Consider the following 23,867-nt stretch of genomic DNA (forward strand, 5'->3'; position numbering starts at 1 on the left):
ATCCCAGCAGTCTGTACAGCGTTTTCTTTAGCCGGCTCTCCCTATGAAAATGCCCGCTCACAATGGCGGGCCCCAACACTTACCAGTCCTGCCTCAAAAATTGGGCAGGAATTAGGGATTTCCGGAGTGGGGGATGTTTCAAGTGTAGGCCATGGCCCCGCACGGGCGCCAACGGAGAACGACGACGACGGCGGTGAGCTTGCGCACACCGGCCGTCGGGGCCAGGGCCAAGGCGTATTTAGGCACGGCGCAGGCCTACGGCTACGGCCCGCTTCAGGCCATGCGGCCGGCTTGCAGCTTCTCGAACATCCGGTGGTACTCGGGCTGCAGCCGGATGGAGCCGTCCGCTTCGGCGTCCCGCAGGGCGTCCGCGTCCTCGGGGGTGGGGTCGGCAAACCACTTGCCGACTGTGACGCCGTGCGCCGGGACGTAGAGCCGGTGGATGTGGTCGCCGGCCTGGATGGTGCCGGGCTTGACCACGCGCAGGTAGGACCCCACCCGGCCGGCCTCGGTGAAGCGCTTGACCCAGTGGGGCTCCCCCACCCGGCGCTGGAACGTGCTGCACGGAACGCGGGGCGAGGTGACCTCCACCTCAAGGTCCAGCCCGATCCGCCAGCGTTCGCCGATCACCGCATCCGTAGCGGAGAGGCCCGCCACCCGAAGGTTCTCGCCGAAGTACCCCGGCGGGATGTCCCGGCCCAGTTCCTCCGCCCAGTAGTCGGCGTCGTCCTGCGAATAGGCGTAGAGCGCCTGGTCCTCGCCGCCGTGGTCCAGCCGGTCGGCCTGCACGTCGCCGCGCAGTCCCAGCCGGTGGACCTTGACCGGGCCCTGGACCGGGCGCTTGTCGATGGCGGTGACGCCCAGCCGTCCCTCATCGCCGAGCAACTGGTGCACCACGCAGACGGCAAGCACAGATGCGGTTTCCATGGCACCAGTGTAGGCCGGCGCGGGGACAGCGCGGCCGGGTTTTTGAGCGGTCGAATCCGCTGCGGACCGGCTGTTTGCCGGTTAGGCTGGCTTTCAGAATTCCGCGGTCCGCCGGAGTGCCGGGCCGTCCCGGCCGACGCAGGCCCGCCATTCGGAGAAGCAACCACGCAGGGGGAAGCATGGACACGCACGACGGCGGGCGCAGCGCCGCGGACCAGCCCGGGGAGCCGGCAGGCGACCGGGCCGCTGACAAGGCTGCCAATCAAGGCGACGCGACCACGCCCGGGAAGGGTCCCAAGCCGCCACCCTGGCAGGTCCCCCAGCCCGAACTCCGGTCCGAACTGCTGGATCAGGCCGGTACCAACCCCGCACCGGCTCAGGGGCAGGCGGAGGCCGGCCCCACCGCCGTGTTCGATCCGTTCGAGCGGGACCGCGAGCGCGCCGCAGCGGCGCGGAAGAAGCGCTCCCAGCGCCGCACCGTCGTCGTCGGCCTCGGTGTCACCGCGCTGCTGGCCGGCACCATCACCGCCATGGTCTCCAGCGGCGGCGACGACGCCGACTACGCCCAGGTCTGCTTCAACGACGAGACCGGCGAGCGCGTGGACGACTCCCAGTGCGGCAACAGCAGCACCGCCGGCCGCAGCTCGGGCATCTACGCCTGGTACTTCTACTCTCGCGGCGCCAGCGTCCCCGGCATCGGCCAGAACCGCTCCGCCTACCCCAGCTTCAGCAAAACCGTCCCCTCCGGCGCCAAGGCCTCCACCGGCTACAGCTCCAAGGGCGGAACGGTCAGCCGCGGCGGCTTCGGCGGCAGCGCCAAGGGCGGAAGCACGGGAGGCTAGGGATGAAACGGCTGCACTCCACACCCCGCCCGGACTGGAAGGCCCGGATCGAATCACAGGGCCTGGTGTTTTCCACCACCGAGCTTCCCGACGGGAAAACCCTCGAGTACTGGCACGAGGACGCCTACTACGAATTCACCATGGACGAGGTGGAGACGCTGGAGACCACTGCCGAGCAGATGCACCTCATGTGCCTGGAGGCGGCAAAGTTCCTGGCCACCGGGGCGATGGGCGGGATCGGCATCGGCCCGCAGGCACTCGAGCTGGCGGCCGCATCGCTGCAGGCCGGCGACGTGGACATCTACGGCCGCTTCGACTTCGTCTACGACGGGGGCGGCGGCCCGGCGAAGATGCTCGAGTACAACGCGGACACCCCCACCGGCCTGATCGAGGCCGCCGTCGCCCAATGGTTCTGGCTGCAGGACGTCCACCCAGAAAAGGACCAGTGGAACGGCATCCATGAGGCCCTGATCCGGCAGTGGCGCAAGCTCCAGTACCGGACCGGGATGAGCACCCTGCACGTGGCCCACGCTGAGGAGGAGGAATCCGGCGAGGACTGGATGACCGCCGCGTACATGCGCGACGTGGCCGAGCAGGCCGGCTGGAGCACCGTTGGGATCAACATGTCGGACATCGGCTGGGATCCCAACCTCAACCGGTTCGTGGACCTGGACAACTACCTGATCAGCACCATGTTCAAGCTTTACCCCTGGGAGCTGATGATCAAGGAACCGTTTGGCCAGCGGCTCTTCCAGCGGGCCTCCAATCCCCGCTGGGTGGAACCGGCGTGGAAGATGCTGCTCTCCAACAAGGCACTCCTTGCCGCGCTGTGGCACCTTTACCCCGGCCACCCCAACCTGCTGCCAGCCTATCTGGACGGCCCGGGCCCGCTGCGGGAATGGGTCGCCAAACCGCTGCACGGCCGGGAGGGGGACAACATCCGGATCCACGCCGACGGCCTCAGCCTGGAGCAGCCCGGGGACTACGGCCGGGAGGGCTGGTGCTACCAGCAGTTCCATGCCCTGCCGGACTTCGACGGCAACCGGCCGGTGCTGGGGCTGTGGGTGGTCGACGGCGAATCGGTCGGCTGCGGGATCCGCGAATCCGACGGCCCTGTCACCGACTACTTCTGCCGCTTCGTCCCCAACACCATTGACGCCCCGGCCCCCGCTCCCCCGGCCGGCCAGAACTCCACCAAGGCAGGTATCGCGCTATGACCATCCCCTCCACGGCGGCGCCCGGAGCCGCGGAAGCCGTCCCGGCCAAGGGCCTGCGCGCCGGCATCCTGGACTTGGGCGACTCCGTCATGCTGGGCCTGGCCTCAACGGCCCCGGTGTACTCCCTCGCCGCCACCCTGGGCCTGATCATGGCCGTCAACGGCAATGCGACGCCGCTGATCCTGCTCCTGGGCTTCATTCCGGTCCTCTTCATCGCGTACGCCTTCCGCGAGCTCAACAGCGCCATGCCGGACTGCGGCACCACCTTCACCTGGGCCCGCAGCGCCTTCGGCCCGTGGGCCGGGTGGCTGGGCGGCTGGGGCGTGGCGCTGGCAGGGATCGTGGTGTTGGCGAACCTCGCCCAGGTCGCCGGGCAGTACCTCTGGCTGCTGATCGGCGACGGGTCGCTCGCCGGCAACCCGCTGGTGGTAACGGCCACCGGCGTCGTCTTCATCGTCTTCATGACCCTGGTGAACTATCGCGGAATCAGGCTGGGCGAGCACGTCCAGCGCACCCTGACCTACGTCCAGTACGTGTCCCTCGGCATCTTCGCCGTGGCCCTGATCGTCCAGATCGCCGCCGGCAGCCCCGCAGCCTCGGGCCAGCCGTTCGACCCGGCCTGGTTCAACCCGGCGGCGCTCGTCACCGATCCGGGCGCTGCGGTGCACGGGGTGCTGCTGGCCCTGTTCATCTACTGGGGCTGGGACACCTGCCTGGCGGTCAACGAGGAGACCGAGCACCCGGCCACCACTCCCGGCCGCGGCGCGGTGCTCTCCGCCGTGGTCCTGGTGGCGATCTATGTCTCGGTGGCGTTGCTGGTGATGATGTATGCCTCGGTCGGCACGGACGGGATCGGGCTGGGCAACGAGGCCAACCGCAGCGACGTTTTCCTGGCGATGAAGGACACCGTACTCGGCCCCTGGGGCTGGCTGATCGTGGTCGCGGTCCTTGCCTCGGTGCTGTCCTCGACCCAGACCACTATCCTCCCGACGGCCCGCGGCACACTCTCGATGGGCGTGCACGGCGCGCTCCCCCGGCGCTTCGCCCACGTTCACCCGCGCAACCAGACCCCCGGGTTCTCCACCCAGGTGATGGGCGCCGCGGCGGTGGGCTACTACGTGCTGATGAGCATCCTGAGCCAGAACCTGCTGGCCGATTCGATCAGCTCGATCAGCCTCTTCATCGCCTTCTACTACGCCCTGACCGGGTTCGCCTGTGTCTGGTACTTCCGCGGGACCCTGCGCGCTTCGGCCCGGAGCCTGTGGTTCCGCGGGATCCTGCCCGCCGTCGGGGCCGTGGCGCTGACGGCAGCGTTCGTGGTCTCCGCGGTGCAGATGTGGGACCCGGGCTACGGCAACACCACCATCTTCGGCGTCGGCGGGGCCTTCGTCAGCGGGGTAGTGCTGCTGGCACTGGGTGTGGTCCTCGCCGCCGTCTGCCGCTTCGCCCCCGCCACGCGGGACTATTTCGTCCGGCCCACGCGGACGGAGCCCGCGGTCGACGGCGCCCGGCCGTAGGATGGCCGCATGAGCCGACCCGCCGAAGTGTCCGACGTCTCCGACGTCCTCGCCATCGATTCCCTGCTCAGCTCCGAGGAGCTGGCCGTCCGGGAGAAGGTCCGCGACTTCACCCGGCAGCGGATCCGGCCCGGGATTGCCGAGTGGTTCGACGAGGGCGTGTTCCCGCTGGACCTGGCCCCGGAGCTCGGCGAGCTGGGCGTGTTGGGCATGCAGCTGGAGGGCTACGGCTGCCCGGGCCGTTCCGCCGTCGAGTACGGCCTGGCCGCGATGGAGCTGGAGGCAGGGGACTCCGGCATCCGCACGTTCGTCTCGGTTCAGGGTTCGCTGGCCATGACCGCCATCCACCTGTGGGGCTCCGAGGACCAGAAGCAGCAGTGGCTGCCGCGCATGGCCGCGGGCGAGGCGATCGGCTGCTTCGCCCTGACCGAACCCACCGCCGGCTCAGATCCCGCCGCCATGCAAACCTTCGCCCGCCGGGACGGCAGCGGCGAGGACGCCGGCTGGATCCTGGACGGCGCCAAGCGCTGGATCGGTCTGGCTTCCGTGGCGGACATCATGGTGGTCTGGGCCATGACCGACGACGGCGTGCGCGGCTTCCTTGTTCCGGCCGGCACCGCCGGGGTCACGGCCGCGCCGATCCGGCAGAAGCTCTCGATGCGCGCCTCGATCCAGTGCGACATCACCTTCGACGGCGTCCGGCTGGGACCCGAGGCGCTGCTCCCATCCGCTCGCGGACTGCGCGGCCCGTTCAGCTGCCTGAACGAAGCCCGCTACGGGATCGCCTGGGGTGCCATGGGCGCGGCCCGGGATTCCTACGAGGCGGCGCTCCGCTACGCGCAGGAGCGCCTGCAGTTCGGCAAACCGCTGGCCGGCTACCAGCTGACGCAGGAGAAGCTGGTGAACATGCTGCTGGAAATCCAGAAGGGGACGCTGCTGGCCCTGCAGCTGGGCAGGCTCAAGGACGCCGGCCAGCTGCGGCCCGAGCAGATTTCCCTCGGCAAGCTCAACAACGTCCGGGAAGCCATTGCGATCGCCCGGGAGGCCAGGACCATCCTGGGCGGCAACGGCATCACCCTGGACTACTCACCGCTGCGGCACGCGGCCAACCTCGAATCGGTGCGCACCTACGAGGGCACCGACGAGGTGCACACCCTGGTGCTGGGCCAGCACATCACCGGTCTCCCGGCGTTCCGCTAGCGGTTCGGGGCCCGGGCTAAGGGGCGTCAGGCGGAGAAGCCGCCGTCGGCCTTGACCAGCTGGCCGGAGATCCAGCGGCCCTCGGGCGAGAGCAGGAACGCCACCGTCCCGGCAACGTCCGCGGGGGTGCCGAGCCGTCCGCCGGGCTGCCGCCCGGCCAGCTCCTGGCGCAGCTGCGCATCCATCCAGCCGGTGTCCACGGGGCCGGGGTTGAGCGCGTTGGCGCTGATTCCCTGCGGTCCCAGCTCCCGCGCCGCGGCTATCACGATCCGGTCCAGGGCGCCCTTGGACGCCCCGTAGGACAGGTTGAAGGCGGTGTGGTCGCTGGTGAGCGCCACGATTGCGCCGCCTTCGACCGGCGCCTGCCTGGCAAACGCCGCGATCAGCTGCCAGCTGGCGCGGGTGTTGACGGCGAAGTGCCGTTCAAAGCTCGCCAGGGACGTGTCCAGGATGCCTGAGTCCACGGATTCCGCGTGGCTGAGCACCAGTCCGTGCAGGGTGCCGCCCTCCTCCGCGACCGTGGCCATCAGCACGTCGACGGCCTGCGGATCCTCGAAGTCGGCGGGTACCGCCACCACCGCCGCCCCGGTGGCCTGCAGTTCGGCGGTGAGGCGTTCGACGTCGTCCGGCTGGACGCCCCAGGGCATCCGGGCGTCGTAGTCCTGCCAGTAGGTGAGCACCAGGTCCCAGCCGTCGGCGGCCAGCCGCCGCGCGATGCCGGCCCCGAGGCCCGCGAGCCGCCCGACGCCGGTCACCATTGCCGTCCTGCGCTGAACCGGGGCGGGGTCGGGGGCAGCGGGAGTCGAGGTCATGCGCCTCAGCCTAGCGCGGCCCGCGCGGCAGCCGGTGCGCGGACCGGCGTTGGCGCGGTGTGCACGTCGAAGGTGTGGGCCAGCGACCCGCGGCGCAAGGCCAGCCGCCAGCACAACAGCAGGGCGACGGCGCAGAAGACCCCGGCGCTTGAGGCCATGATCCAGAGCCCCGGCGTCTGGACGTCGAGGTTCTGCGCGCCGAACGCCGTGCCGATCGTCTTCGGCGAGAAGAAGAACACCAGGACGGAGACGCCCAGCACCGCACCCATCAGCCCGCGCGTCCCACGGTAGAGGTCGGGGGTTTCGCGCAGGGTCCAGGCGAAGGCCGGCAGGACGACGGCGACCCACACCCAGTGGTGGGACCAGGAGACGGGGCTGATCAAGAGCATGGTGAGGGCCGTCGTTGAGATGGCGACCACCCGGGCTCCCTGTTCGCTCGCGGACTTGATGATGCCGGCCGCCAGCGCCACCACGAGCAGGCTCAGTACCAGCCAGGGCACGGTCACGGCGTTCTCGGGAACTCCGAAGTGCAACAGCGCGCCCTTGAGCGAGAGGTTGTCCACGTAGCCCGCGCCGCCGATCCGCGAGGTGTCCGGCAGGATCCGGAACCAGAACTCCACGGACTCGGCCGGGCGCAGCAGCGCTCCGAGCAGCACGGTGGTGAGGAATCCCGCGCCCATGTTCAGCAGGCCGCGCCAGTCCTTGCGAACCAGGAAATAGAGCCCGAAGACGAGCGGCGTCAGCTTGATGCCCGCTGCGACCCCCACCAGGAACCCGCTGCCAGGGACAACGTGCGCCCGGCGGGGGTTCCGCGCCAGCAGGTCCGCCGCCATCATGCCCATCAGCAGGATGTTGATTTGTCCGAAGGCCAGTGTCTCGCGCCAGGGGCCGAGATTGATCACGGCCAGGACCAGCACGGCTGCGGCCCAGTGGTTGCTCAGGGACCGGAAAACGGCCCGCCAGTCGGCTTTTGCTGTCCAGTAGCGGACCGCCCGGACCGCGACCCAGAGGGCGGTGATCACGCCGGCGGTGTTGAACAGGTTCAGTGCGATCTTTTCGGGCAGCAGGGCCAGCAGGCTGAAGAGGAGGGCGGCGAAAGGCGGGTAGGTAAATGGCAGGCCCGGTCCTCCGGCCCAGTCGACATTGCCCCGATAGAGCTCCGACGCCGTCGGGCCCGCGTCGTTGAGGATCTTCCCGCCGTACCAGTAGACGCTGAAGTCCAGGCCCTGCTCACCCCAGCCGGACAGCCAATGCCACACCGCCAGGGCGACGGCGGCCAGACCCAGCGGAAGCAGGGCGCCAGCGATGGCAACGCCGAGGCGTCGGCGGCCCGGAACCCTCGTCGGGGCGTCCGCGAGTGCGGACGACGGGGCGTGCGGGTAGTCGGCGTCGAGCAGTGGCATGTGTGGATCCCCCAATAGATGCTGCAGCGGGACGACGGCGCAGCGCGCCGGCGGCGTCTGTGCCCGTCCCCGCCGTTCATCCTACCGAGTGCTCAGGCCGGCACCGCGACCTTGGCGTCGCGCCCGGCGTCCTTGCGGATCGTGGCGCTGATGACCGCCGCGATGGTGCACATTGCGGCCGCGGCAAACCAGGCGTAGGTGTACTGCCCGGTGGCGTCCCGGACGGCCCCGGCGGCCAGCGCGGCCGCTGCGGCGCCGAGCTGGTGGGCGGCGAACACCCAGCCGAAGACAACGCCCCCGTCGGCGCCGAACACCTGACGGCAGATCGCCGCGGTGGGCGGGACGGTGGCCACCCAGTCGAGGCCGTAGATGACAACGAAGACGATCATGCTGGGCTGGACCTCGGCACCGAGGAGGAGCGGGAGCACCAGCAGCCCGATGCCGCGGAACTGGTAGTACACGGCGAGCAGCACCCGCGGGTTGAAGCGGTCCGTGAACCAGCCGGACGCGATGGTGCCGACGATGTCGAAGATCCCGACGACGGCCAGCAGCCCCGCCGCGGTGGTCTCCGGCATGCCGTGGTCGTGCGCGGAGGGGATGAAGTGGGTGCCGATGAGCCCGTTAGTGGTGGCGCCGCAGATGGCGAAGCCGGCCACGAGGGCCCAGAAGGTGCGGATCCTGCTGGCCCGGCGAAGCACCCGGAGGGCCCGGACGGCGGCGTTGACGCGCGGGACGGGTGCCGGGCCGGCCTCGAACGCCTCCGGGGTCTCGGCCCCGTAGGGCAGGACGCCGGCGTCGGCCGGGGAATTCTTCAGGAACTTCAGCACCAGCGGGACCACGGCCAGGGCCCCGGCAGCGATCAGCAGGGAGGCCTGCCGCCAGCCGGGGTGCTGGGCCAGGGCCGCGATGAAGGGCAGGAAGACCAGCTGCCCGGCCGCGCTTCCGGCAGTGAGGATGCCGGTCACCAGGCCCCGCCTCGTGGCGAACCAGGTGTTGGCTATGGTGGCCGCGAAGACCAGCGCCATGGAGCCGGTGCCGAGCCCGATCAGCAGCCCCCACGTGAGGAGGATCTGCCAGGACTGGTTCACCAGGACGGTGAGGGCACTGCCGGCGCCGATCAGCGCCAGGGCGACGGCGGTGACGGCCCGGATGCCGAAGCGCTCCATCAGGGCCGCAGCGAAGGGTGCGGTGAGGCCGAACAGGACCAGGTTAATGCTGACCGCGGCGGAGAGGACCGTGGTGGACCAGCCGAATTCCTGCTGCAGCGGGACCATCAGCACGCCGGGAGCGGCCCTGAATCCTGCCGCGCCCACCAGGGCCAGGAACGCGACGGCCGCCACCGTCCACGCGGGGTGGATCCGGTGCCGGCGGCCCGACGGGGGCCGGGTCGACGCGGCGACGTCCGCAGAACCGGCGGGCCGGGCGCTCATGCCGCGGCTCCGTTCCGCGGAGCGGGGGCTGTGGCCAGCGGGACGGGCCGGTCTGTCCGGGTGAGGCTATGCCAGCTGGTGTTGCCGGCGCTCAGCCGCTCGCCGCAGCCGGTGCAGGTGTCGGCGGAGCTGGTCCGCTGCCCGCAGCCGGTGTGGACCACGAACATGTGGGCCTCCGGGGTGGGGGCGGGCAGGTGCTTTTCGGCCCAGATGACGACGGCGTTGAGCACCGGCAGCGCGTCCTGGCCCTTGGCGGTGAGCACGTATTCCTCTCGGCTCCGGCCGCCGTCGTCGTAGGGGCGGCGGGTGAGCAGTCCGGCCTCGACGAGCGCCGCGAGCCGCCGGGTCAGCACCGAGTCCGAGGCGCCCAGCCGGTCCTTGATCGCATCGAACCGGCCGTTGCCGAAGAAGATCTCGCGGAGGACGAGGATGCCCCAGGGGTCGCCGAGGATGTCCAGGCCACGGGCCATGCTGCAGGTGCGCTCGGACCAGTCGGATCTCAGTGCCATACCGGCAGGCTAGCTGACTTCTTTCAAGAAAGCCAGATTTTTCCGGGATCAGTCCCGGGAGCGGAGGGCGGTGCGGGACGGCCGGTACGCCAGGGCCCAGTAGGCCAGCATCGCGATCCCGCACAGCACGCCCAGGCTGGCGAGGGTCAGCTGCCACTGGGTGTGCGGTCCCTTGCCCCACTCGTGCGCCCCGGCCAGGACCGCCAGGTACTTGGGCGTCAGGTAGAACGCCGCGGCGGTGGCGACAAGGATGACCCACCCGGCGATCCTCATGCGGCCGTTCCGGGAGGGCACCCGGTGGATGGCGAAGCCCAGGCAGGGCAGCGCGACGGCCATCCAGACCCAGTGGTGGGACCAGGAGACGGGGCTGACCAGCAGCATCAGCACGGCGGTGGCGGAGACGGCCACGAAGTTCTCGTCGGCGGCCAGCGCCCAGTGGATGACCAGCGCGGCCACGGCGGCCAGCGCCAGCGACAGCACCAGCCAGAGCAGGGTGGTGGAGGTGGCATCCGGCAGGCCCAGGTGCAGCAGCAGGCCCTTGACCGAGAGGTTGTCCACGTAGCCCGGGCCGCCGATCCTGCCGGTGTCCGGGAGGATTTTGGTCCAGAAGGTGACCGAGGCGGCCGGCAGCAGCGCCCAGGCCAGGGCGATCGAGCCGAAGAAGCCGGCGGCCATCCAGGCCAGTGCCTTGAAGTCGCGGCGGACCAGGAAGTACAGCCCGAACGCCAGCGGGGTCAGCTTGATGCCGGCGGCGACGCCGATCAGCAGCCCCGCGGGCCAGCGCAGCTCCCCCGCGCGGGACTTTCCGTAGAGGGCGAAGTCGGCCAGGATCAGGCCCATCAGGATGATGTTGATCTGGCCGAAGTCGAAGGTGTCCCGCCAGGGTCCCAGCAGCAGCATCGCGGCGGTGCCGGCCAGGGTCACGGAGCGGAACCGCCAGTCGGCGGCCGCGTCCCGCCACCGGCCCAGTCCGAAGTAGTGCCGGGTAAGCCAGGCGGAGACCACGAGGGCGCCCAGCAGCGCCGTCGCCGTGAAGACCGTGCTGCCGCCGGCGGACCCCAGCAGGGCCATCGCGGCGAAGACCAAGGCCGCGAACGGCGGGTAGGTGAACGGCAGCCCTTCCCGGGGTGCGTAGAGTTCGTTCACCCCGGTCTCGCCGGTCTGCAGCACGCGGTTGCCGCCGTAGAAGTAGACCTCGAAGTCGTTCATGAGCGGCTCGTAGGCCGTGTAGAGGACCACCAGGGCAACGACGACGGCGGCCGCACCGGCCGCCGTCGCGAGCCAGCCGCGCAGCGGGGTGCGGGCCGGCGTGGAGAGAACGGACACCGGCGCTAGCTGCCCGGCTGGAGCCGGGAGAAGGCCTGCTCGAGGTCCGCGATCAGGTCCTCCACGTCCTCGATGCCGCAGGAGAGCCGGAGCAGGTTCTCCGGGACGGCCAGCTCGGTGCCCTTGACGGAGGCGTGCGTCATCTCCGAGGGGTAGTTCATCAGCGACTCGATGCCGCCGAGGGATTCGGCCAGCGTGAACACGGAGGTGGATTCCGCCACCGTGCGGGCAGCCTGCTCGCCGCCCTTGAACTGCACGGAGACCATGCCGCCGAACTTCTTCATCTGCTTCTTCGCCAGTTCGTGGCCGGGGTGCGAGGGAAGGCCCGGGTAGAGCACGGCTTCCACCTCGGGGCGCTGCAGCAGCCATTCGGCTACGGCCTGGGCGTTGTCGCTGTGCCGGTCCATCCGCACGCCGAGGGTCTTCAGCCCGCGGGTGGTCAGGAAGGCGTCCATCGGCCCGGACACGGCGCCGACGGCGAACTGCACGAAGCCGATCTTCTCGGCCAGCTCCGGGTCGTTGACCACGATCGCGCCGCCGACGACGTCGGAGTGGCCGCCGATGTACTTGGTGGTGGAGTGGACGACCACGTCGGCGCCCAGCGCCAGCGGGTTCTGCAGGTACGGGGACGCGAAGGTGTTGTCCACAACCAGGAGGGCCCCGGCGTCGTGCGCCACCGTGGCGAGCGCGGCGATGTCGGTGATCTTCATCATCGGGTTGGACGGGGTCTCCACCCAGACCAGCCGGGTCTGGTTGGCGGCGACCGCGGCGGCGACGGCGTCCAGGTCGGACATGTCCACCGGGGTGTTGCCGATCCCCCACTCGCCAAGGACGCGGCTGATCAGGCGGTAGGTTCCGCCGTAGGCGTCGTTGCCGAGGACGATGTGGTCCCCGGGCCGGGTCAGGGCGCGGATCATCGAGTCCTCGGCGGCCAGGCCGGAGCCGAAGGAGTAAGCGTGCGATCCGCCCTCAAGCGCGGCGAGCTGCTCCTGCAGCGCGTCGCGGGTGGGGTTGCCGCCGCGGCCGTACTCGTAGCCGGAGCGGAGTCCGCCGATGCCGTCCTGGGCATAGGTGGAGGAGAAGTGCAGCGGCGGGACCACGGCACCGGTGCGCGGCTCGAAGGCCTGGCCGGCGTGGACGGCGCGGGTGTTGAAGCCTGCGGGGGTGCTGTCAGACGAGGACATGGGACTCCTTGGAGGTGTCAGTTGCTGAGGTAGGCGAGGAGGTCGTGGCGGGTGAGGATGCCCACCGGCGCGCCGACGAAGGTCACCATCAGGGTGTCCGCGTCGGAGAGGAGTTCGCGGGCGGTCGAGATCGATTCGAGCGAACCGATCACGGGCAGGCGGGGCTCCATGTGTTCGGAGATCTTGTCCGTGAGGGCGGCCTCGCCGCGGAACAGCTTGGCGGTCAGCGTGCGTTCGTCGACGGAGCCGAGGACCTCGCCCATCACCACGGGCGGTTCCTGCGAGAGGACCGGGATGTGCGAGACGCCGTACTCGTTCATGATGTTGATGACGTCGCGGACGGACTCGTTCGGGTGGATGTGCACCAGGTCGGGCAGTTCCCCGGTTTTGGCCTTGAGCACCTCTTCCACGGAGGCCTCGTCGCCGCTGGCGAGGAAGCCGTAGGAGCGCATCCACTGGTCATTGAAGATCTTGGCCAGGTAGCCGCGGCCGGAGTCGGGCAGGATAACCACCACGACGGCGTCGGCCGGCAGGTCCTTGGCGGCCCGCAGCGCGGCGACCACGGCCATGCCGGAGGAACCGCCCACCAGGAGGCCCTCCTCGCGGGCCAGGCGGCGGGTCATGGCGAAGGAGTCGGCGTCGGTGACGGCGAGGACCTCGTCCGGGACGCCCTTGTCGTAGTTGCCGGGCCACATGTCCTCGCCGACGCCCTCGACGAAGTAGGGACGGCCGGTGCCGCCGGAGTAGACCGAGCCGGCGGGGTCGGCGCCGATGATCTTGACGACGCCGCCCTCGGACTCGGGCCGGTCCGCGGAGACTTCCTTGAGGTAGCGGCCGGTGCCGGTGATGGTTCCGCCGGTGCCCGCGCCGATCACGCAGTGGGTGACCCGGCCATCGGTGTCCCGCCAGATTTCCGGGCCGGTGGTCTCGTAGTGGCTGCCGGGGGCTGCGGGGTTGGAGAACTGGTCAGGCTTGTACGCGCCGGGGATTTCCCGGACCAGCCGGTCCGAGACGCCGTAGTAGCTGTGCGGGCTGTCCGGGGCGACGGCGGTGGGGGTGACAACCACCTCAGCGCCGTAGGCCTGCAGCACGGAGCGCTTGTCCTCGCCCACCTTGTCCGGGACCACGAAGATGCAGCGGTAGCCCTTCTGCTGGGCCACCAGGGCCAGGCCGACGCCGGTGTTGCCGGAGGTCGGTTCCACGATGGTGCCGCCGGGCTTGAGCTTGCCGCTGCGCTCGGCCTCGTCGATCATCTTCGCCGCGATCCGGTCCTTGATGGACCCGCCGGGGTTGAGGTATTCCACTTTCACCAGCACTGTCGCCGCGATGCCTTCGGTGACGTGGTTGAGCTTGACGAGGGGCGTGTTGCCGATGAGGTCCAGGACGGACGGCGCGTACTTCATGACTACCAAGTTACCGTCTTCGCGCCGCCGGGCCGCTCCCGTGCCGTGCGGGGCCCGCGCGGGTGCGAGGATTAGCCGGTGAAGCGAAATTCCTGGCTGCCTGCGCTGCGCAGCTACGCGGTTCCCGGCGGCATGCTGCTGGCCGGCATCCTGGCGCTGGCAGTGGGCCTGCTGCCGCTGCCGGCGTTCGGCGAACTGGCCGACCGCACGGTTCCCGTGCTGGCGTTCGTGGTGGCCATGTCCCTGGTGACCGAACTGGTGGACGACGCCGGCCTGTTCCGGGCTGTGACGGACCGGTTGGCGGCGTGGGGCCGGGGCCGGGTCCTGCTGCTGTGGCTGCTGGTGATCGGCTTGTCCACGGTCTCCACCATCTTCCTGTCACTGGATACGACGGCGGTGCTGGTCACGCCCGTCGTCGTCCTGCTGGCGGTGCACGCGCGCATCCCTCCCCTGCCGTTCGCCCTGACCACCATCTGGCTGGCCAATACGGCCTCGCTGTTGCTGCCGGTCTCGAACCTGACCAACCTGCTGGCCCAGTCGCGGCTGGGCCTGAGCCCCGCCGGCTTCGCGGGCCTGGTCTGGGCTCCCTCGCTGGTGGGCATCCTGCTGCCGCTGGTGCTGCTGTGGCTGGCGTTCCGCAAGGACCTGCGCGGCGGATACGGCCGCCAGGCCCCGCACGGGGTCCGGGACAAGGTACTGCTCTACGCGTCATCGGGCGTCATGATTCTCCTGCTGCCGGCCCTGGTCTCCGGCCTGCCGGTCTACATCCCGGCCGGCATCGCGGCCGCGGTGCTGCTGGTGCTGTTCCTCTGGCGCCGCCGGTCCTCGCTGCGCTGGTCCATGGTGCCGTGGCGCCCGCTGGTGCTCACGGTGGGACTCTTCATGGTGGTGGAGACCCTGCACTCCAACGGCCTGACCCGTGCCCTGGCGGGAATCGCCGGGTCCGGGGACAGCCTGCCCGCGCTGCTGCAGCTGGCGGGCCTCGGCGCGGGGGCGGCCAACGTCGTCAACAATCTCCCCGCCTACCTGGCCCTCGAGCCCGTGGGCGGATCGCCCGTGCGGCTGGCGGCCCTGCTGATCGGCGTGAACCTGGGTCCGCTGGTGACCCCGTGGGCCTCCCTGGCCACCCTGCTCTGGCACGAGCGGCTGCGGGCCTTGAATGTGGAGATCCGTTGGGGCGGCTTCGCCCTGGCCGGCCTCGCGGCCATCGTCCTCACGCTGCCGCTGGCGGTCGTGGCGCTGTGGCTGACCAGCGGGATGCACTGACCCTGTCCTGGCACTGAACGCTGCCCTAACCGCCGGCGGCATCCTCGGCGGGAACGGCGTTCTGCCACAGCCCCACCACGTTGCCCTCGGTGTCCGTGAAGTAGGCGTTCCAGCCGGAGCCCGGCACCTCCATCTTGCCGCGCAGGACGGCGCCGCCGCGGGCGGCGATGTCCCGAAGGGCGGCGTCGATGTCCTCGACGTCGATGGTGACCACGGGCGCGCGCAGCTCGCCGCGGCGGAAGATGCCACCATTGATGGACCCCGCCACCGCTGGCCGGCCGTGCTCATCCATCGGAGTGGTCAGCGCCAGGCTGTATTCCATTTCCGGCATCACCTGGAAGGTCCAGCCGAACACCGCCTTGTAGAAACCGCGTGCCCGGTCCTCGTCGTCCGCGGGAAGTTCAAAGTGCACCACGCCGCCGCCCATGATCCGCTCCTGTCCGTCCGGGGTCCGCGCCTTCGGCCCGGACCCGCTTCTCCTGGGGGGATTGTAGGACCGGAGTCGGGCCGCCGGTCAGGGCCGTTCGACTCGGCGTCGGAGCTCCGTGGGAACATGGAAGCATGACCACCGCAGAACTGTCCGCCGGCGCGTCCGCGTCCGCGGATGCCTCGCTGCGCTGGCGTCCGGGCGGCCCGTTCGACCTGTTGCAGACCATCAGCCCGCTGCGCCGCGGCCACGGCGACCCGGCCGTCAAGGTCGCCGCCGACGGCGTGTGGCTGGCCTTCACCACCGCGGCCGGTCCGGCCAGCCTGCGCCTGGTAGCCCAAGGACCGGCGTCGGATCCTTTAGTCGATGCCCGGGCCTGGGGTCCCGGCGCGGAGGAAGCCGTTGCGGCCGTTCCCCGGCTGCTGGGCGGCGACGACGACTGGACGGACTTTGACGAGCCGTCCTTCCACGCCACGCTCCCCCGCATGGTCCGGGACGCCCGCCACCGGAACCCTGCCGTCCGGCTGCCCGCCACCGGTCGCATGGTCGACGCCCTGGTCCCGACCATCATGGAACAAAAGGTCACCGTGATCGAGGCCCGCCGCGGCTACCGCTACCTGGTCTACCGCTTCGGGACGCCGGCACCGGGTGCGGGCACCGTGGCCCCGGATACCCTGATGGTCCAGCCCACGCCCCGGCAGTGGCTCGCCATTCCCTCGTGGGAGTGGCACAAGGCGGGCGTCGGACCGCAGCGCTCGGACACGGCCATGCGCGTCCTCCGCTCCGCCGCGGCGCTCGAACGGCTGGCCGGGCTGCCCTCGGCGGAGGCTGCCACCAAACTGCAGACCCTCCCGGGGGTCGGGATCTGGACAGCGGCCGAGGTAGTGCAGCGCACCCACGGCTGTCCCGATTCGATCGCGGTGGGCGACTACCACCTCGCCGCCTACGTGGGCGCGGCCCTGACCGGCCGGCGCACCGACGACGCCGGGATGATCCGGCTGCTGGCGCCCTGGGCCGGGCACCGCCAGCGGGTGGTCCGGATGATCGGGCTCAGCGGGTTCCGGAAACCCGTCTTCGGCGCACGGATGACCATCCAGGACCACCGCCACCACTAGGACCCGCCGGCCGGGGACCCGGGTCAGAGGCCCAGGCGCGCCACGGCCTCCAGCCGCATGTCGACCTTCCGGATCTTGCCGGACACGGTCATCGGGAAACTGTCGCGGACCTCCACGTACCGGGGAATCTTGTAGTGCGCCAGCTTGCCGCGGCAGAAGCCTGCCAGGGACTCGGCGTCCATCGGGCCGGCCTCCGGCTTGAGGATCACGCACGCCATCAGTTCCTCCCCATAGGTGGCATCGGGAACGCCGATCACTTGCACGTCCTGGATGTCCGGGTGGGTGTAGAGGAACTCCTCGATCTCGCGCGGGTAGATGTTCTCGCCGCCCCGGATCACCATGTCCTTGATCCGGCCCTCCACCACGATGTAGCCGTCCTTGTCCATCCGGGCGAGGTCGCCGGTGTGCATCCAGCCTTCGGGGTCGATCGCCTCGGCGGTCTTCTCCGGCTGGTCCCAGTACCCCTGCATCACCGAGTAGCCGCGCGTGCACAGTTCGCCGATCTCGCCGCGCTGCAGCACCTCGCCGCTGACGGGATCGATGATGCGGCTCTCCAGCTGCGGCATGGTCCGGCCTACGGTCTGGGTCCGCTGCTCCATGGTGTCCACGCTGCGGGTCATGGTGGACACCGGCGAGGTCTCCGTCATGCCATAGCAGATGGCCACATCGCGCATATTCATCTCCGCGATCACCCGATTCATCACCTCGATAGGGCACAGGGAACCGGCCATCACCCCGGTGCGCAGGGTGGAGAGGTCGTAGGACGCGAAGTCCGGCAGCGCCAGCTCCGCGATGAACATCGTGGGGACGCCGTAGAGCGAGGTGCCGCCGAAGTCCTGGACGGCTTCCAGCGCGGCGGCCGGCGAGAAGCCGCGGCCGGGGATGATGGTGGCCGCGCCGTGGCTGAGCGCCGCAAGGTTGCCGATCACCATGCCGAAGCAGTGGTAGAAGGGCACCGGCAGGACCACCCTGTCGTGTTCGGTGTAGTCCAGCAGCTCACCGATCGAGTAGCCGTTGTTGAGCAGGTTGTGGTGGGTCAGCGTCGCGCCCTTGGGGAAGCCCGTGGTGCCGGAGGTGTACTGCAGGTTGATGGCGTCGTGCGGATCCAGACCCGCCATCCGGTCCTTGAGCGCGGCATAGGGGACGTCGTCGGCGCGGCGGAGCAGCTCCGCGTAGCCCTGCTCGGCGTCGTTCTCCGGCTCCGCCCCGGTGAGTCCGGGCTGGCCCGCGGGCAGGAACACGAGTTCCTTCAGTTCCGGGCATTCCGCCAAGGCCTGCCGGGCCATGGCGGTGTAGTCGCTGTTCTTGTCCGACGGCGCCGTGACCAGCATCCTCATCCCGTTTTGCTTCACGACGAACTCGAGTTCGTGGCTGCGGTAGGCCGGGTTGACGTTGACCAGGATGGCGCCGATCTTGGCGGTGGCGTATTGCAGCAGGGTCCACTCGGCGCAGTTCGGGCTCCAGATTCCCACCCGCTCCCCCTTGGCGACGCCGACGGCGAGCAGCGCGCGGGCCAGCCGGTCGACGTCGTCGTTCATTTTGGCGTAGCTCCAGCGCCGGGCTTCACCGCCCGGGACGGCGGCGGCCTCGATAAGGGCGTCGTGGTACGGGAACCGGGCGGCGATCCGCTCAAAGTTCGCGCCAATGGTTTCCTCGATCAGCGGGACGTCAGTGTCCCCGGCGGTATACGCAAGCATGATGTGACGCTACCAACACGCCGTCGGCAAGAGAAGAGGAAAGCGTGGATGTCCTAGGAAATTTTTAAGTCACCCGCGTCGTAGCGTCGGGACGCCAGCTAGGCTGGAGGACATGAGCGAACCCATTGATCTGCGAGCCACTTTCATCCCCAACGACGGCGAATTCTTCCGCGTGAAGCTTGCCCTCGAGATTGCGATCGACGAGGTGGTCAATGAACCCGGCTGCCTGCGCTACGAACTGACCGAGGCCACGGAAGAGCGCCTGGTCCTGACCGAGCAGTGGGCCAGCCAGGAGGACCTGGACCGGCACGCGAAGGGCAGCGCCCTCCAGGACCTGAACGAGTCCCTGAGCGCCCTGCTGGCCGAGCCAGTGAAGGTGGAGCGGGTCTAGCCGTTCGCCGGGGTAGCCCACCGCCTATAACGACACAACGCGGGGCCGCTCCAGGCTCGCCGTCCTTGGAAGGATGGAGCTGGGGCGGCCCCGCGTTGGTTGTGACGCCGGCCGTGGGGTCTAGGCGTCGGGGATCTGCGTGCCGTCCTGCTTGGTGGCGGCTTCGGCCTGCGAGCGGGCGACGTGGGCGTGGACTTCCTCCATGTCGAGCGCCTTGACGGCGTCCACCACCTGTTCCAGCTGCTGGGCGTTCAGGGCGCCCGGCTGCGAGAAGACCAGAACCTTCTCGCGGAACGCCATCAGGGTGGGGATCGAGGTGATGCCGGCCTCGGCGGCCAGCTGCTGCTCGGCCTCGGTGTCCACCTTGGAGAACACCACGTCGGGGTGCTTCTCCGAAACGGCGGCGTAGGTGGGGCCGAACTGCTTGCACGGGCCGCACCATTCGGCCCAGAAATCTACCAGGACAATATCGTTGTCCTCGACGGTCGCTGCGAACTGTTCACCTGTAATGTCTACGGTTGCCATTTCTCAACGGTACGCGAGACGGGCCGGAAAGTCGCCGGTGTTTCGCTCGTGGCTCATCCGGCCGTCGCCCCGCACGCGTGCCCGGACGGGTCCCCCGGCGGGCGCGGAGGTGAGTACGTCCGGTCAGCCCCAGAGGTGCGGCGCCGGGCGGCGGGCACCCGGGAGGGCGTTGGTTTCGCGCCAGGAGTGCAGCCATTCGGGCAGTTCGAGGCCGGCGGGCGGCTCGCCGAATTCGCGCAGGATGTCCTCCTGGCTGACCGGCTTGCCCTTGCTGACCAATCGGGTGGCGATGTGCGCACGGGCGTAGATCTCGCCGTCTGCCACCATCCGCTGCTCGAAGTAGATGGCCTTCGAATCCAGGCCGATCACCTTGGTTTCGATCGTGTACTGCTGCCAGAGCTGCAGGGAGCGGCGGAACGCGATGGTTTCGCCAGCCACCACGGGGGTCCAGCCGCGCCGCCGCATGGCCTTCCAGGTCCCGCTGCGTGCCATCAGGTCGAACCGCCCAAGGTCCATGAGCGAGAAGTACATGCCGTTGTTGACATGCATCGCGATGTCGATGTCCGTGGGCAGGACCCGGAGCGGCAGGCTTGCGGCATCCCAGATGCCCAGTTTCGGGCGCCGGGACGCGTTCATCAGGAGGAAGAGGGTGCGGAGCAGCAGGTGCATGGCAGCCATGTTACCCGCGGGTAACTAAGGTGCCAATGATGACGCCGCGCGGCGGATCGGCGTTCGGAAGTCCGCCGCTGCCTTCCGCGCGGACGCTCAGTAGAGCAGCCGCTGGAACAGCAGGTGGTCCTGCCAGCGCCCGGCGATGTTCAGGTACTGCGGGGCGAGGCCGATCTCGTCGAAGCCGGTGCGCCGCAGCACCTTCTGCGAGGCGTCGTTGTGGAGCAGGTTGGCCGCCTGGATCCGGTGCAGTCCCAGGGTGGTGGATGAGGCTTCGAGGACGTGGGCAACGGCAGCCGAACAGATCCCGCGGCCGTTGAAGTCCTGGTCCACCCAGTAGCCCAGGTTGGCGCTGAGGAACGGGCCCCGCACGATGCCGCTCAGGGTCATGCCGCCGATCACCCGGCGTCCGGAGAGCAGGATCCAGGGCACGCCGGTTCCCGCCTCGAACATCCCCAGCTTCCCCCGGGTGTTGACGAGCTGGCCGGCTGGGGTCAGGAACTCTTCGCCGCGGACCGGCTCCCAGGGCGCGAGGTGCGCGCTGTTGCGGCGGTAGGCATCGGCGAGCTCACCGGCGTCTTCCTCCCGAACGATGCGCATGACGACGCCGTCCGGCAGGTCGGCGGCCAGCAAGGAATCGGGAGGGGGCATTTCCCTATCCTTCCACCGCATCTGCTCCGGGTGCGGCCAGGGCAAGGATCATGCGCTCCATCCGTGCGACCCCGGCGAAGCGGCCGGCGTTGTCCGTGACGAGGAGGGCCTCGTAGCGCTGCTCCCGGGGCCGGGTCATGGACCGGGCCAGGGCCTGGTCCAGCGGGGTGTCGAGATTGACTCGAATCCCCTGGCTGACCACGCCCATCGCTGCCGCCCCCGGACTCAGGAGTGCGACCGGCCGGAGGTGCTCCCCGAGCAGGACCACATCCTCCAGAGCCGGGTTGGCTCCGAAGGCCTCGGCCGCGGCGGCGATGGTTGGGACGGCGGGAGCCGCCTCCACGATGTCCCGGATGACGGTCTTGTCCGCCACCGTGCGGGAGCTGGCCAGCCGGTGCGCGACGTCAAGCTCGATTCCTGCCCAGGGCGGGCCGGGCCGGGCGAGGTAGTAGCCCTGGACCAGGGGGACGCCGAGTGCCACCAGGGCGTCGAGTTCCTCGGACCGCTCCACGCCTTCGGCCAGGATCCAGGCGTCCACGCGGCTCGCGAAGGCCCCCATCATCTCGATCAGGGCCCGCTTCGCCTCGTCCCGGTCGACGTCCTGGATCAGCTCCCTGTCGATCTTGATCATCGAGGGCCGCAGCGCGAGCAGGTGGCGCAGGCCCGCGTACCCGGCACCGGCGTCGTCGACGGCGATCAGCGCGCCGGCCGAGCGCAGCTGGTTCAGGTCCGGCTCGAGGCCGACATAGGAATCGATCGGAGTCTGCTCGGTGAGCTCCACAATCAGGCCGCCCAGCTGCCCCTCGTCCCGCCAGACGGAACGGACGCACTCGGAGGTCAGCAGCTCCGGGGAGATATTGACCGTCAGGAAACAGTTGGGAGGCAGGGCCGCCCTCGCCCGCAGGGCTGTGCGCAGTGCGGCGGCCTCCAGTTCGGCGGCCTTGCCGTGGGTCCGCGCCGCGGCAAACCAGACCTCAGGGTTTTTCTCTGTGTAGCCGGGGAAACGCGCGAGCGCCTCGTACCCGACGACGCTCCCGCGGGAGGTGTCCACGATCGGCTGATACGCCGTCGCAAGGCCCTCGCCGCGGCAGGCGGCGGCGAGCAGGGCGTCCCAGTCCGGCGGCGTTAAAGTGCCGGTTTCCGGGCCCGACCTGCCCGCCCCGTGACTCAACTGACCGGGCGGATGGACTTCTGCACCGACGAGACCAGCTCGTGCGGCAGTTCGGTCAGGCCATGGACGGACGCGGCGTGCGCACCGACCTGGACCAGGATTTCATCTTCAGTGCTGCAGACCCAGCGTGCTTCACAGCCCGGGACCACGTCACCACATGCAAACGACTTCACTTCAGCTCCTATGCTTCAACACGAATAACGGCACAACCCTACTTCCCGGTAGGGGTCCGCCAACCGATTGCACGGAAGATGACTTTTTCGGCGTGCCGCGGGGTGCCGTGGCACGCCGGATTGGGGGGATGTCCGGGAGCCGCCCCGGGGTGGATTCGTCGGAGGTTCGCGTCCGCGGCGGGAGTTAGGCCGGGGTGGGTTCGACGGCGTTTGCGACGGCAGGCTCGTGATCGAAGGCCGAGGGCCGCTCGAGCCCGTTTAGCCACGCCTCGGCGTCGTCGATGTCGGTGAAGTACCGCTGGGGGCAGTCATTGCCGCGGCGCATCCACGCCGCCACCACGCGGTCCACATTGGTGGCTCCCACGAGGGCGACGGCGCACACGAAGCGGCTCTCCAGATAGTGGTTCCTCGCGCCGGCGCTGACATCGACGTCGCTGATGTCGATCAGCAGGGGCAGCATCCGCCCGGCGCTGACCTTGCCGACCGCCAGCACGGATTCCATGGCGTCAACGGCTTCAACGGAGGAACCCTTTGCCCAGCTCAGACGCAGAATGCCGCTCCGGTCGAGGGTGAGCGTACCCTTTCCCGCCGCCAGGCTGATGTCCATGTCGAATCCTTTCCAGCGCCAGAATAACCCCGGTGCGCCGGATCGGTGCGGTGGCCCGCGGTCCGCGCGCGGATGTGACGCCGGGCAAAAGAAAAGCCTCCGGAACCGTGATGGTTCCGGAGGCTTTTCCGAGGGTGGCAGATGAGGGATTCGAACCCCCGTAGGCGTTGCCAGCTGATTTACAGTCAGCCCCCTTTGGCCGCTCGGGTAATCTGCCGAACTTCAAAAGAAGATCACTCGCGCCACCGTCCTGGTTCGTCCTGTTTCCAGTTCGTTCCGTGTCCGGCAACCGCGGGCAAGACAACTTTACAGAACTTCCGCCGAAGAATCGAATCGGCCCCGCAGCTCCCCGTGAAGGCCACTCAAGGGCCCGAACGACGGCGGCAGTACGCGGCGGATGCGGGCCGCGGCTAAGTGGGTTGCGGTCAGGATTCGCCGAGGATGCGTCCGGCCAGCCTGGCCTCGAAGCGGGCCGCCTGCTCGGACGTGACCTGGTTCAGTTGGACGGCCCGGGCGAGGTCGGCGTGGACGCCGTCGAGCCGGGCGATCGTCCCGGCGGCGGGGCTCAGGACCACCGAGGCGGCCAGGGCGGCCGCGGCCATGGAGGTGGCCGCCGTCGTCAGTGAACCGGCGGCCGCAGCGGTGGTGGCGGTGACGTATTGGATGGCTTTGCGGCTCATGGGCCCTGCCTTTCGTGAAACTCTGTCAACGCCTTCAACCCTGCCTGGCCAACCTTCGTTCCCACCCGCGTTTCGCTTTGAGCCGACTGTGAACGCACCCGCTCCGTCCGGGCCATCCGTATTAGGCTGGATGGCAGGAAGTACCGCCCTTTCCGAGGGCCGGCACAGCGAAACATCACCGACAAATAGCAGGAGGACAGTCATGGCAGGCGAATCCACATTCGACGTCGTCAGCAAGGTCGACAAGCAGGAAGTTGCCAACGCGCTGAACCAGGCCCAGAAGGAACTGGCCCAGCGGTACGACTTCAAGGGCGTCGGCGCCGAGGTCGACTTCAGCGGCGAGAAGATCCTGATGAAGGCCAACTCCGAGGAGCGCGTTCTGGCCGTCCTCGACGTCCTGCAGTCCAAGCTCATCCGCCGCGGCATCTCGTTGAAGTCCCTGGACACCGGCGAGCCCTACCCCTCCGGCAAGGAGTTCCGCCTGGAGGCGAGCATCAAGGAAGGCATCGCGCAGGATCTGGCGAAGAAGATCAACAAACTGATCCGCGACGAGGCGCCCAAGTCCGTGAAGTCCCAGATCCAGGGCGACGAGCTCCGCGTGACCTCGAAGTCCCGCGACGACCTGCAGGAGACAATGGCCCTGCTGAAGAACTTCGACGAGGCCGACCTGCAGTTCGTGAACTTCCGCAGCTAAGCTCCCTCAATTTCGACGCGCAAAAGACCTG

25 protein-coding genes and 1 tRNA gene are annotated in these 23,867 nt (G+C 69.4%); 8 read left to right on the forward strand and 18 right to left on the reverse strand.

The window, feature by feature from the left end:
- Positions 1-273: 273 nt before the first annotated feature.
- Positions 274-927: an MOSC domain-containing protein gene (locus AB0O44_RS01805; RefSeq protein ID WP_364133479.1), complete on the reverse strand. Its 654-nt coding sequence runs from the start codon at positions 925-927 to the stop codon at positions 274-276.
- Between the two features lie 179 nt (positions 928-1,106).
- Here AB0O44_RS01805 and AB0O44_RS01810 point away from each other — a divergent pair, with 179 nt between their 5' ends.
- The 4 genes from AB0O44_RS01810 to AB0O44_RS01825 are packed head-to-tail and all read left to right on the forward strand — an operon-like array spanning position 1,107 to position 5,703.
- Positions 1,107-1,769, forward strand: a complete 663-nt coding sequence (locus tag AB0O44_RS01810; protein WP_364133482.1) for a Tat pathway signal protein — start codon at positions 1,107-1,109, stop codon at positions 1,767-1,769.
- A 2-nt stretch (positions 1,770-1,771) separates the two neighbouring features.
- Positions 1,772-2,986: a glutathionylspermidine synthase family protein gene (locus AB0O44_RS01815; RefSeq protein WP_364133485.1), complete on the forward strand. Its 1,215-nt coding sequence runs from the start codon at positions 1,772-1,774 to the stop codon at positions 2,984-2,986.
- Entirely contained in the window at positions 2,983-4,503 is a 1,521-nt protein-coding gene (locus AB0O44_RS01820; protein ID WP_364133488.1) for an APC family permease, read from the forward strand. The genes AB0O44_RS01815 and AB0O44_RS01820 overlap by 4 nt, the downstream gene beginning before the upstream one ends.
- Before the next feature lie 9 nt (positions 4,504-4,512).
- On the forward strand, positions 4,513-5,703 hold the full coding sequence (locus AB0O44_RS01825) for an acyl-CoA dehydrogenase family protein (RefSeq protein WP_364133490.1): 1,191 nt from the start codon (positions 4,513-4,515) through the stop codon (positions 5,701-5,703).
- 26 nt (positions 5,704-5,729) lie between these two features.
- Here AB0O44_RS01825 and AB0O44_RS01830 read toward each other — a convergent pair whose 3' ends face one another.
- The 7 genes from AB0O44_RS01830 to AB0O44_RS01860 form a co-directional block, all read right to left on the reverse strand.
- Positions 5,730-6,515, reverse strand: a complete 786-nt coding sequence (locus AB0O44_RS01830; protein ID WP_364133493.1) for an SDR family oxidoreductase — start codon at positions 6,513-6,515, stop codon at positions 5,730-5,732.
- 5 nt (positions 6,516-6,520) lie between these two features.
- Positions 6,521-7,918, reverse strand: coding sequence for a glycosyltransferase 87 family protein (locus tag AB0O44_RS01835; protein ID WP_364133496.1), 1,398 nt, complete (start codon positions 7,916-7,918; stop codon positions 6,521-6,523).
- Between the two features lie 92 nt (positions 7,919-8,010).
- A complete protein-coding gene (locus AB0O44_RS01840; protein ID WP_364133499.1) occupies positions 8,011-9,348 on the reverse strand; it encodes an MFS transporter in 1,338 nt (445 codons plus the stop codon).
- On the reverse strand, positions 9,345-9,857 hold the full coding sequence (locus AB0O44_RS01845) for a helix-turn-helix domain-containing protein (RefSeq protein WP_364133501.1): 513 nt from the start codon (positions 9,855-9,857) through the stop codon (positions 9,345-9,347). Before AB0O44_RS01845 ends, AB0O44_RS01840 begins: the two co-directional genes overlap by 4 nt.
- A 48-nt stretch (positions 9,858-9,905) precedes the next feature.
- Entirely contained in the window at positions 9,906-11,183 is a 1,278-nt protein-coding gene (locus tag AB0O44_RS01850) for a glycosyltransferase 87 family protein (protein ID WP_364133504.1), read from the reverse strand.
- Between the two features lie 5 nt (positions 11,184-11,188).
- A complete protein-coding gene (locus AB0O44_RS01855; RefSeq protein WP_290256001.1) occupies positions 11,189-12,367 on the reverse strand; it encodes a cystathionine gamma-synthase in 1,179 nt (392 codons plus the stop codon).
- Positions 12,368-12,384: 17 nt separating this feature from the next.
- Positions 12,385-13,770 carry a cystathionine beta-synthase gene (locus tag AB0O44_RS01860; protein WP_364133507.1) on the reverse strand — a complete coding sequence of 462 codons (1,386 nt, stop codon included), beginning with the start codon at positions 13,768-13,770 and terminating at the stop codon, positions 12,385-12,387.
- Between the two features lie 78 nt (positions 13,771-13,848).
- On the opposite strand from AB0O44_RS01860, the gene AB0O44_RS01865 reads away from it, so the two are divergent.
- Positions 13,849-15,036, forward strand: coding sequence for an SLC13 family permease (locus tag AB0O44_RS01865; protein WP_364133510.1), 1,188 nt, complete (start codon positions 13,849-13,851; stop codon positions 15,034-15,036).
- Between the two features lie 25 nt (positions 15,037-15,061).
- Here AB0O44_RS01865 and AB0O44_RS01870 read toward each other — a convergent pair whose 3' ends face one another.
- On the reverse strand, positions 15,062-15,463 hold the full coding sequence (locus tag AB0O44_RS01870) for a VOC family protein (RefSeq protein WP_364133513.1): 402 nt from the start codon (positions 15,461-15,463) through the stop codon (positions 15,062-15,064).
- Positions 15,464-15,597: 134 nt separating this feature from the next.
- On the opposite strand from AB0O44_RS01870, the gene AB0O44_RS01875 reads away from it, so the two are divergent.
- Positions 15,598-16,578 (forward strand): 3-methyladenine DNA glycosylase, encoded by a 981-nt coding sequence (locus AB0O44_RS01875; protein ID WP_364133516.1) that lies wholly within the window; start codon positions 15,598-15,600, stop codon positions 16,576-16,578.
- 23 nt (positions 16,579-16,601) lie between these two features.
- Here AB0O44_RS01875 and AB0O44_RS01880 read toward each other — a convergent pair whose 3' ends face one another.
- Positions 16,602-18,275: an AMP-binding protein gene (locus AB0O44_RS01880; RefSeq protein ID WP_364133519.1), complete on the reverse strand. Its 1,674-nt coding sequence runs from the start codon at positions 18,273-18,275 to the stop codon at positions 16,602-16,604.
- Positions 18,276-18,387: 112 nt separating this feature from the next.
- Between AB0O44_RS01880 and AB0O44_RS01885 the strand changes: the two genes are divergently transcribed.
- Positions 18,388-18,666, forward strand: coding sequence for an antibiotic biosynthesis monooxygenase (locus tag AB0O44_RS01885; protein WP_290256007.1), 279 nt, complete (start codon positions 18,388-18,390; stop codon positions 18,664-18,666).
- A 120-nt stretch (positions 18,667-18,786) separates the two neighbouring features.
- Here the strand turns inward: AB0O44_RS01885 and trxA are convergent, their stop codons facing one another.
- The 8 genes from trxA to AB0O44_RS01925 form a co-directional block, all read right to left on the reverse strand.
- A complete protein-coding gene (gene trxA / locus AB0O44_RS01890) occupies positions 18,787-19,191 on the reverse strand; it encodes a thioredoxin (RefSeq protein WP_290256008.1) in 405 nt (134 codons plus the stop codon).
- Between the two features lie 123 nt (positions 19,192-19,314).
- Entirely contained in the window at positions 19,315-19,860 is a 546-nt protein-coding gene (locus AB0O44_RS01895) for an acyl-CoA thioesterase (protein ID WP_364133522.1), read from the reverse strand.
- Between the two features lie 96 nt (positions 19,861-19,956).
- A complete protein-coding gene (locus AB0O44_RS01900; protein ID WP_364133525.1) occupies positions 19,957-20,511 on the reverse strand; it encodes a GNAT family N-acetyltransferase in 555 nt (184 codons plus the stop codon).
- Between the two features lie 4 nt (positions 20,512-20,515).
- Positions 20,516-21,682 (reverse strand): EAL domain-containing protein, encoded by a 1,167-nt coding sequence (locus AB0O44_RS01905; protein ID WP_364133528.1) that lies wholly within the window; start codon positions 21,680-21,682, stop codon positions 20,516-20,518.
- Entirely contained in the window at positions 21,679-21,855 is a 177-nt protein-coding gene (locus AB0O44_RS01910) for a DUF1059 domain-containing protein (RefSeq protein ID WP_290256012.1), read from the reverse strand. Before AB0O44_RS01910 ends, AB0O44_RS01905 begins: the two co-directional genes overlap by 4 nt.
- A 184-nt stretch (positions 21,856-22,039) precedes the next feature.
- Positions 22,040-22,462 (reverse strand): STAS/SEC14 domain-containing protein, encoded by a 423-nt coding sequence (locus AB0O44_RS01915; RefSeq protein ID WP_290256013.1) that lies wholly within the window; start codon positions 22,460-22,462, stop codon positions 22,040-22,042.
- A gap of 135 nt (positions 22,463-22,597) precedes the next feature.
- Positions 22,598-22,679 (reverse strand) — tRNA-Tyr (locus tag AB0O44_RS01920).
- A gap of 208 nt (positions 22,680-22,887) precedes the next feature.
- The gene (locus AB0O44_RS01925; RefSeq protein WP_364133533.1) at positions 22,888-23,142 is read right to left on the reverse strand and encodes a hypothetical protein; all 255 of its coding nucleotides are present in this window, start codon (positions 23,140-23,142) and stop codon (positions 22,888-22,890) included.
- A gap of 202 nt (positions 23,143-23,344) precedes the next feature.
- Here AB0O44_RS01925 and AB0O44_RS01930 point away from each other — a divergent pair, with 202 nt between their 5' ends.
- Entirely contained in the window at positions 23,345-23,836 is a 492-nt protein-coding gene (locus AB0O44_RS01930; RefSeq protein WP_290256015.1) for a YajQ family cyclic di-GMP-binding protein, read from the forward strand.
- Positions 23,837-23,867 lie beyond the last annotated feature (31 nt).

It is taken from the genome of Arthrobacter sp. NPDC080082 (assembly GCF_040686595.1).
In the GTDB taxonomy this organism is placed as follows: Bacteria; Actinomycetota; Actinomycetes; order Actinomycetales; family Micrococcaceae; genus Arthrobacter.

What these genes read in the sequence shown, in the direction of transcription:
- AB0O44_RS01875 (WP_364133516.1), top strand. Translation starts at nt 15,598, where the DNA reads ATGACCACCGCAGAACTGTCCGCCGGCGCGTCCGCGTCCGCGGATGCC.
- AB0O44_RS01855 (WP_290256001.1), bottom strand. Translation starts at nt 12,367, where the DNA reads ATGTCCTCGTCTGACAGCACCCCCGCAGGCTTCAACACCCGCGCCGTC.
- AB0O44_RS01820 (WP_364133488.1), top strand. Translation starts at nt 2,983, where the DNA reads ATGACCATCCCCTCCACGGCGGCGCCCGGAGCCGCGGAAGCCGTCCCG.
- trxA (WP_290256008.1), bottom strand. Translation starts at nt 19,191, where the DNA reads ATGGCAACCGTAGACATTACAGGTGAACAGTTCGCAGCGACCGTCGAG.
- AB0O44_RS01915 (WP_290256013.1), bottom strand. Translation starts at nt 22,462, where the DNA reads ATGGACATCAGCCTGGCGGCGGGAAAGGGTACGCTCACCCTCGACCGG.
- AB0O44_RS01895 (WP_364133522.1), bottom strand. Translation starts at nt 19,860, where the DNA reads ATGCACCTGCTGCTCCGCACCCTCTTCCTCCTGATGAACGCGTCCCGG.
- AB0O44_RS01815 (WP_364133485.1), top strand. Translation starts at nt 1,772, where the DNA reads ATGAAACGGCTGCACTCCACACCCCGCCCGGACTGGAAGGCCCGGATC.
- AB0O44_RS01925 (WP_364133533.1), bottom strand. Translation starts at nt 23,142, where the DNA reads ATGAGCCGCAAAGCCATCCAATACGTCACCGCCACCACCGCTGCGGCC.
- AB0O44_RS01830 (WP_364133493.1), bottom strand. Translation starts at nt 6,515, where the DNA reads ATGACCTCGACTCCCGCTGCCCCCGACCCCGCCCCGGTTCAGCGCAGG.
- AB0O44_RS01880 (WP_364133519.1), bottom strand. Translation starts at nt 18,275, where the DNA reads ATGCTTGCGTATACCGCCGGGGACACTGACGTCCCGCTGATCGAGGAA.
- AB0O44_RS01930 (WP_290256015.1), top strand. Translation starts at nt 23,345, where the DNA reads ATGGCAGGCGAATCCACATTCGACGTCGTCAGCAAGGTCGACAAGCAG.
- AB0O44_RS01845 (WP_364133501.1), bottom strand. Translation starts at nt 9,857, where the DNA reads ATGGCACTGAGATCCGACTGGTCCGAGCGCACCTGCAGCATGGCCCGT.
- AB0O44_RS01825 (WP_364133490.1), top strand. Translation starts at nt 4,513, where the DNA reads ATGAGCCGACCCGCCGAAGTGTCCGACGTCTCCGACGTCCTCGCCATC.
- AB0O44_RS01810 (WP_364133482.1), top strand. Translation starts at nt 1,107, where the DNA reads ATGGACACGCACGACGGCGGGCGCAGCGCCGCGGACCAGCCCGGGGAG.
- AB0O44_RS01840 (WP_364133499.1), bottom strand. Translation starts at nt 9,348, where the DNA reads ATGAGCGCCCGGCCCGCCGGTTCTGCGGACGTCGCCGCGTCGACCCGG.
- AB0O44_RS01885 (WP_290256007.1), top strand. Translation starts at nt 18,388, where the DNA reads ATGAGCGAACCCATTGATCTGCGAGCCACTTTCATCCCCAACGACGGC.
- AB0O44_RS01835 (WP_364133496.1), bottom strand. Translation starts at nt 7,918, where the DNA reads ATGCCACTGCTCGACGCCGACTACCCGCACGCCCCGTCGTCCGCACTC.
- AB0O44_RS01860 (WP_364133507.1), bottom strand. Translation starts at nt 13,770, where the DNA reads ATGAAGTACGCGCCGTCCGTCCTGGACCTCATCGGCAACACGCCCCTC.
- AB0O44_RS01900 (WP_364133525.1), bottom strand. Translation starts at nt 20,511, where the DNA reads ATGCCCCCTCCCGATTCCTTGCTGGCCGCCGACCTGCCGGACGGCGTC.
- AB0O44_RS01805 (WP_364133479.1), bottom strand. Translation starts at nt 927, where the DNA reads ATGGAAACCGCATCTGTGCTTGCCGTCTGCGTGGTGCACCAGTTGCTC.
- AB0O44_RS01870 (WP_364133513.1), bottom strand. Translation starts at nt 15,463, where the DNA reads ATGGGCGGCGGCGTGGTGCACTTTGAACTTCCCGCGGACGACGAGGAC.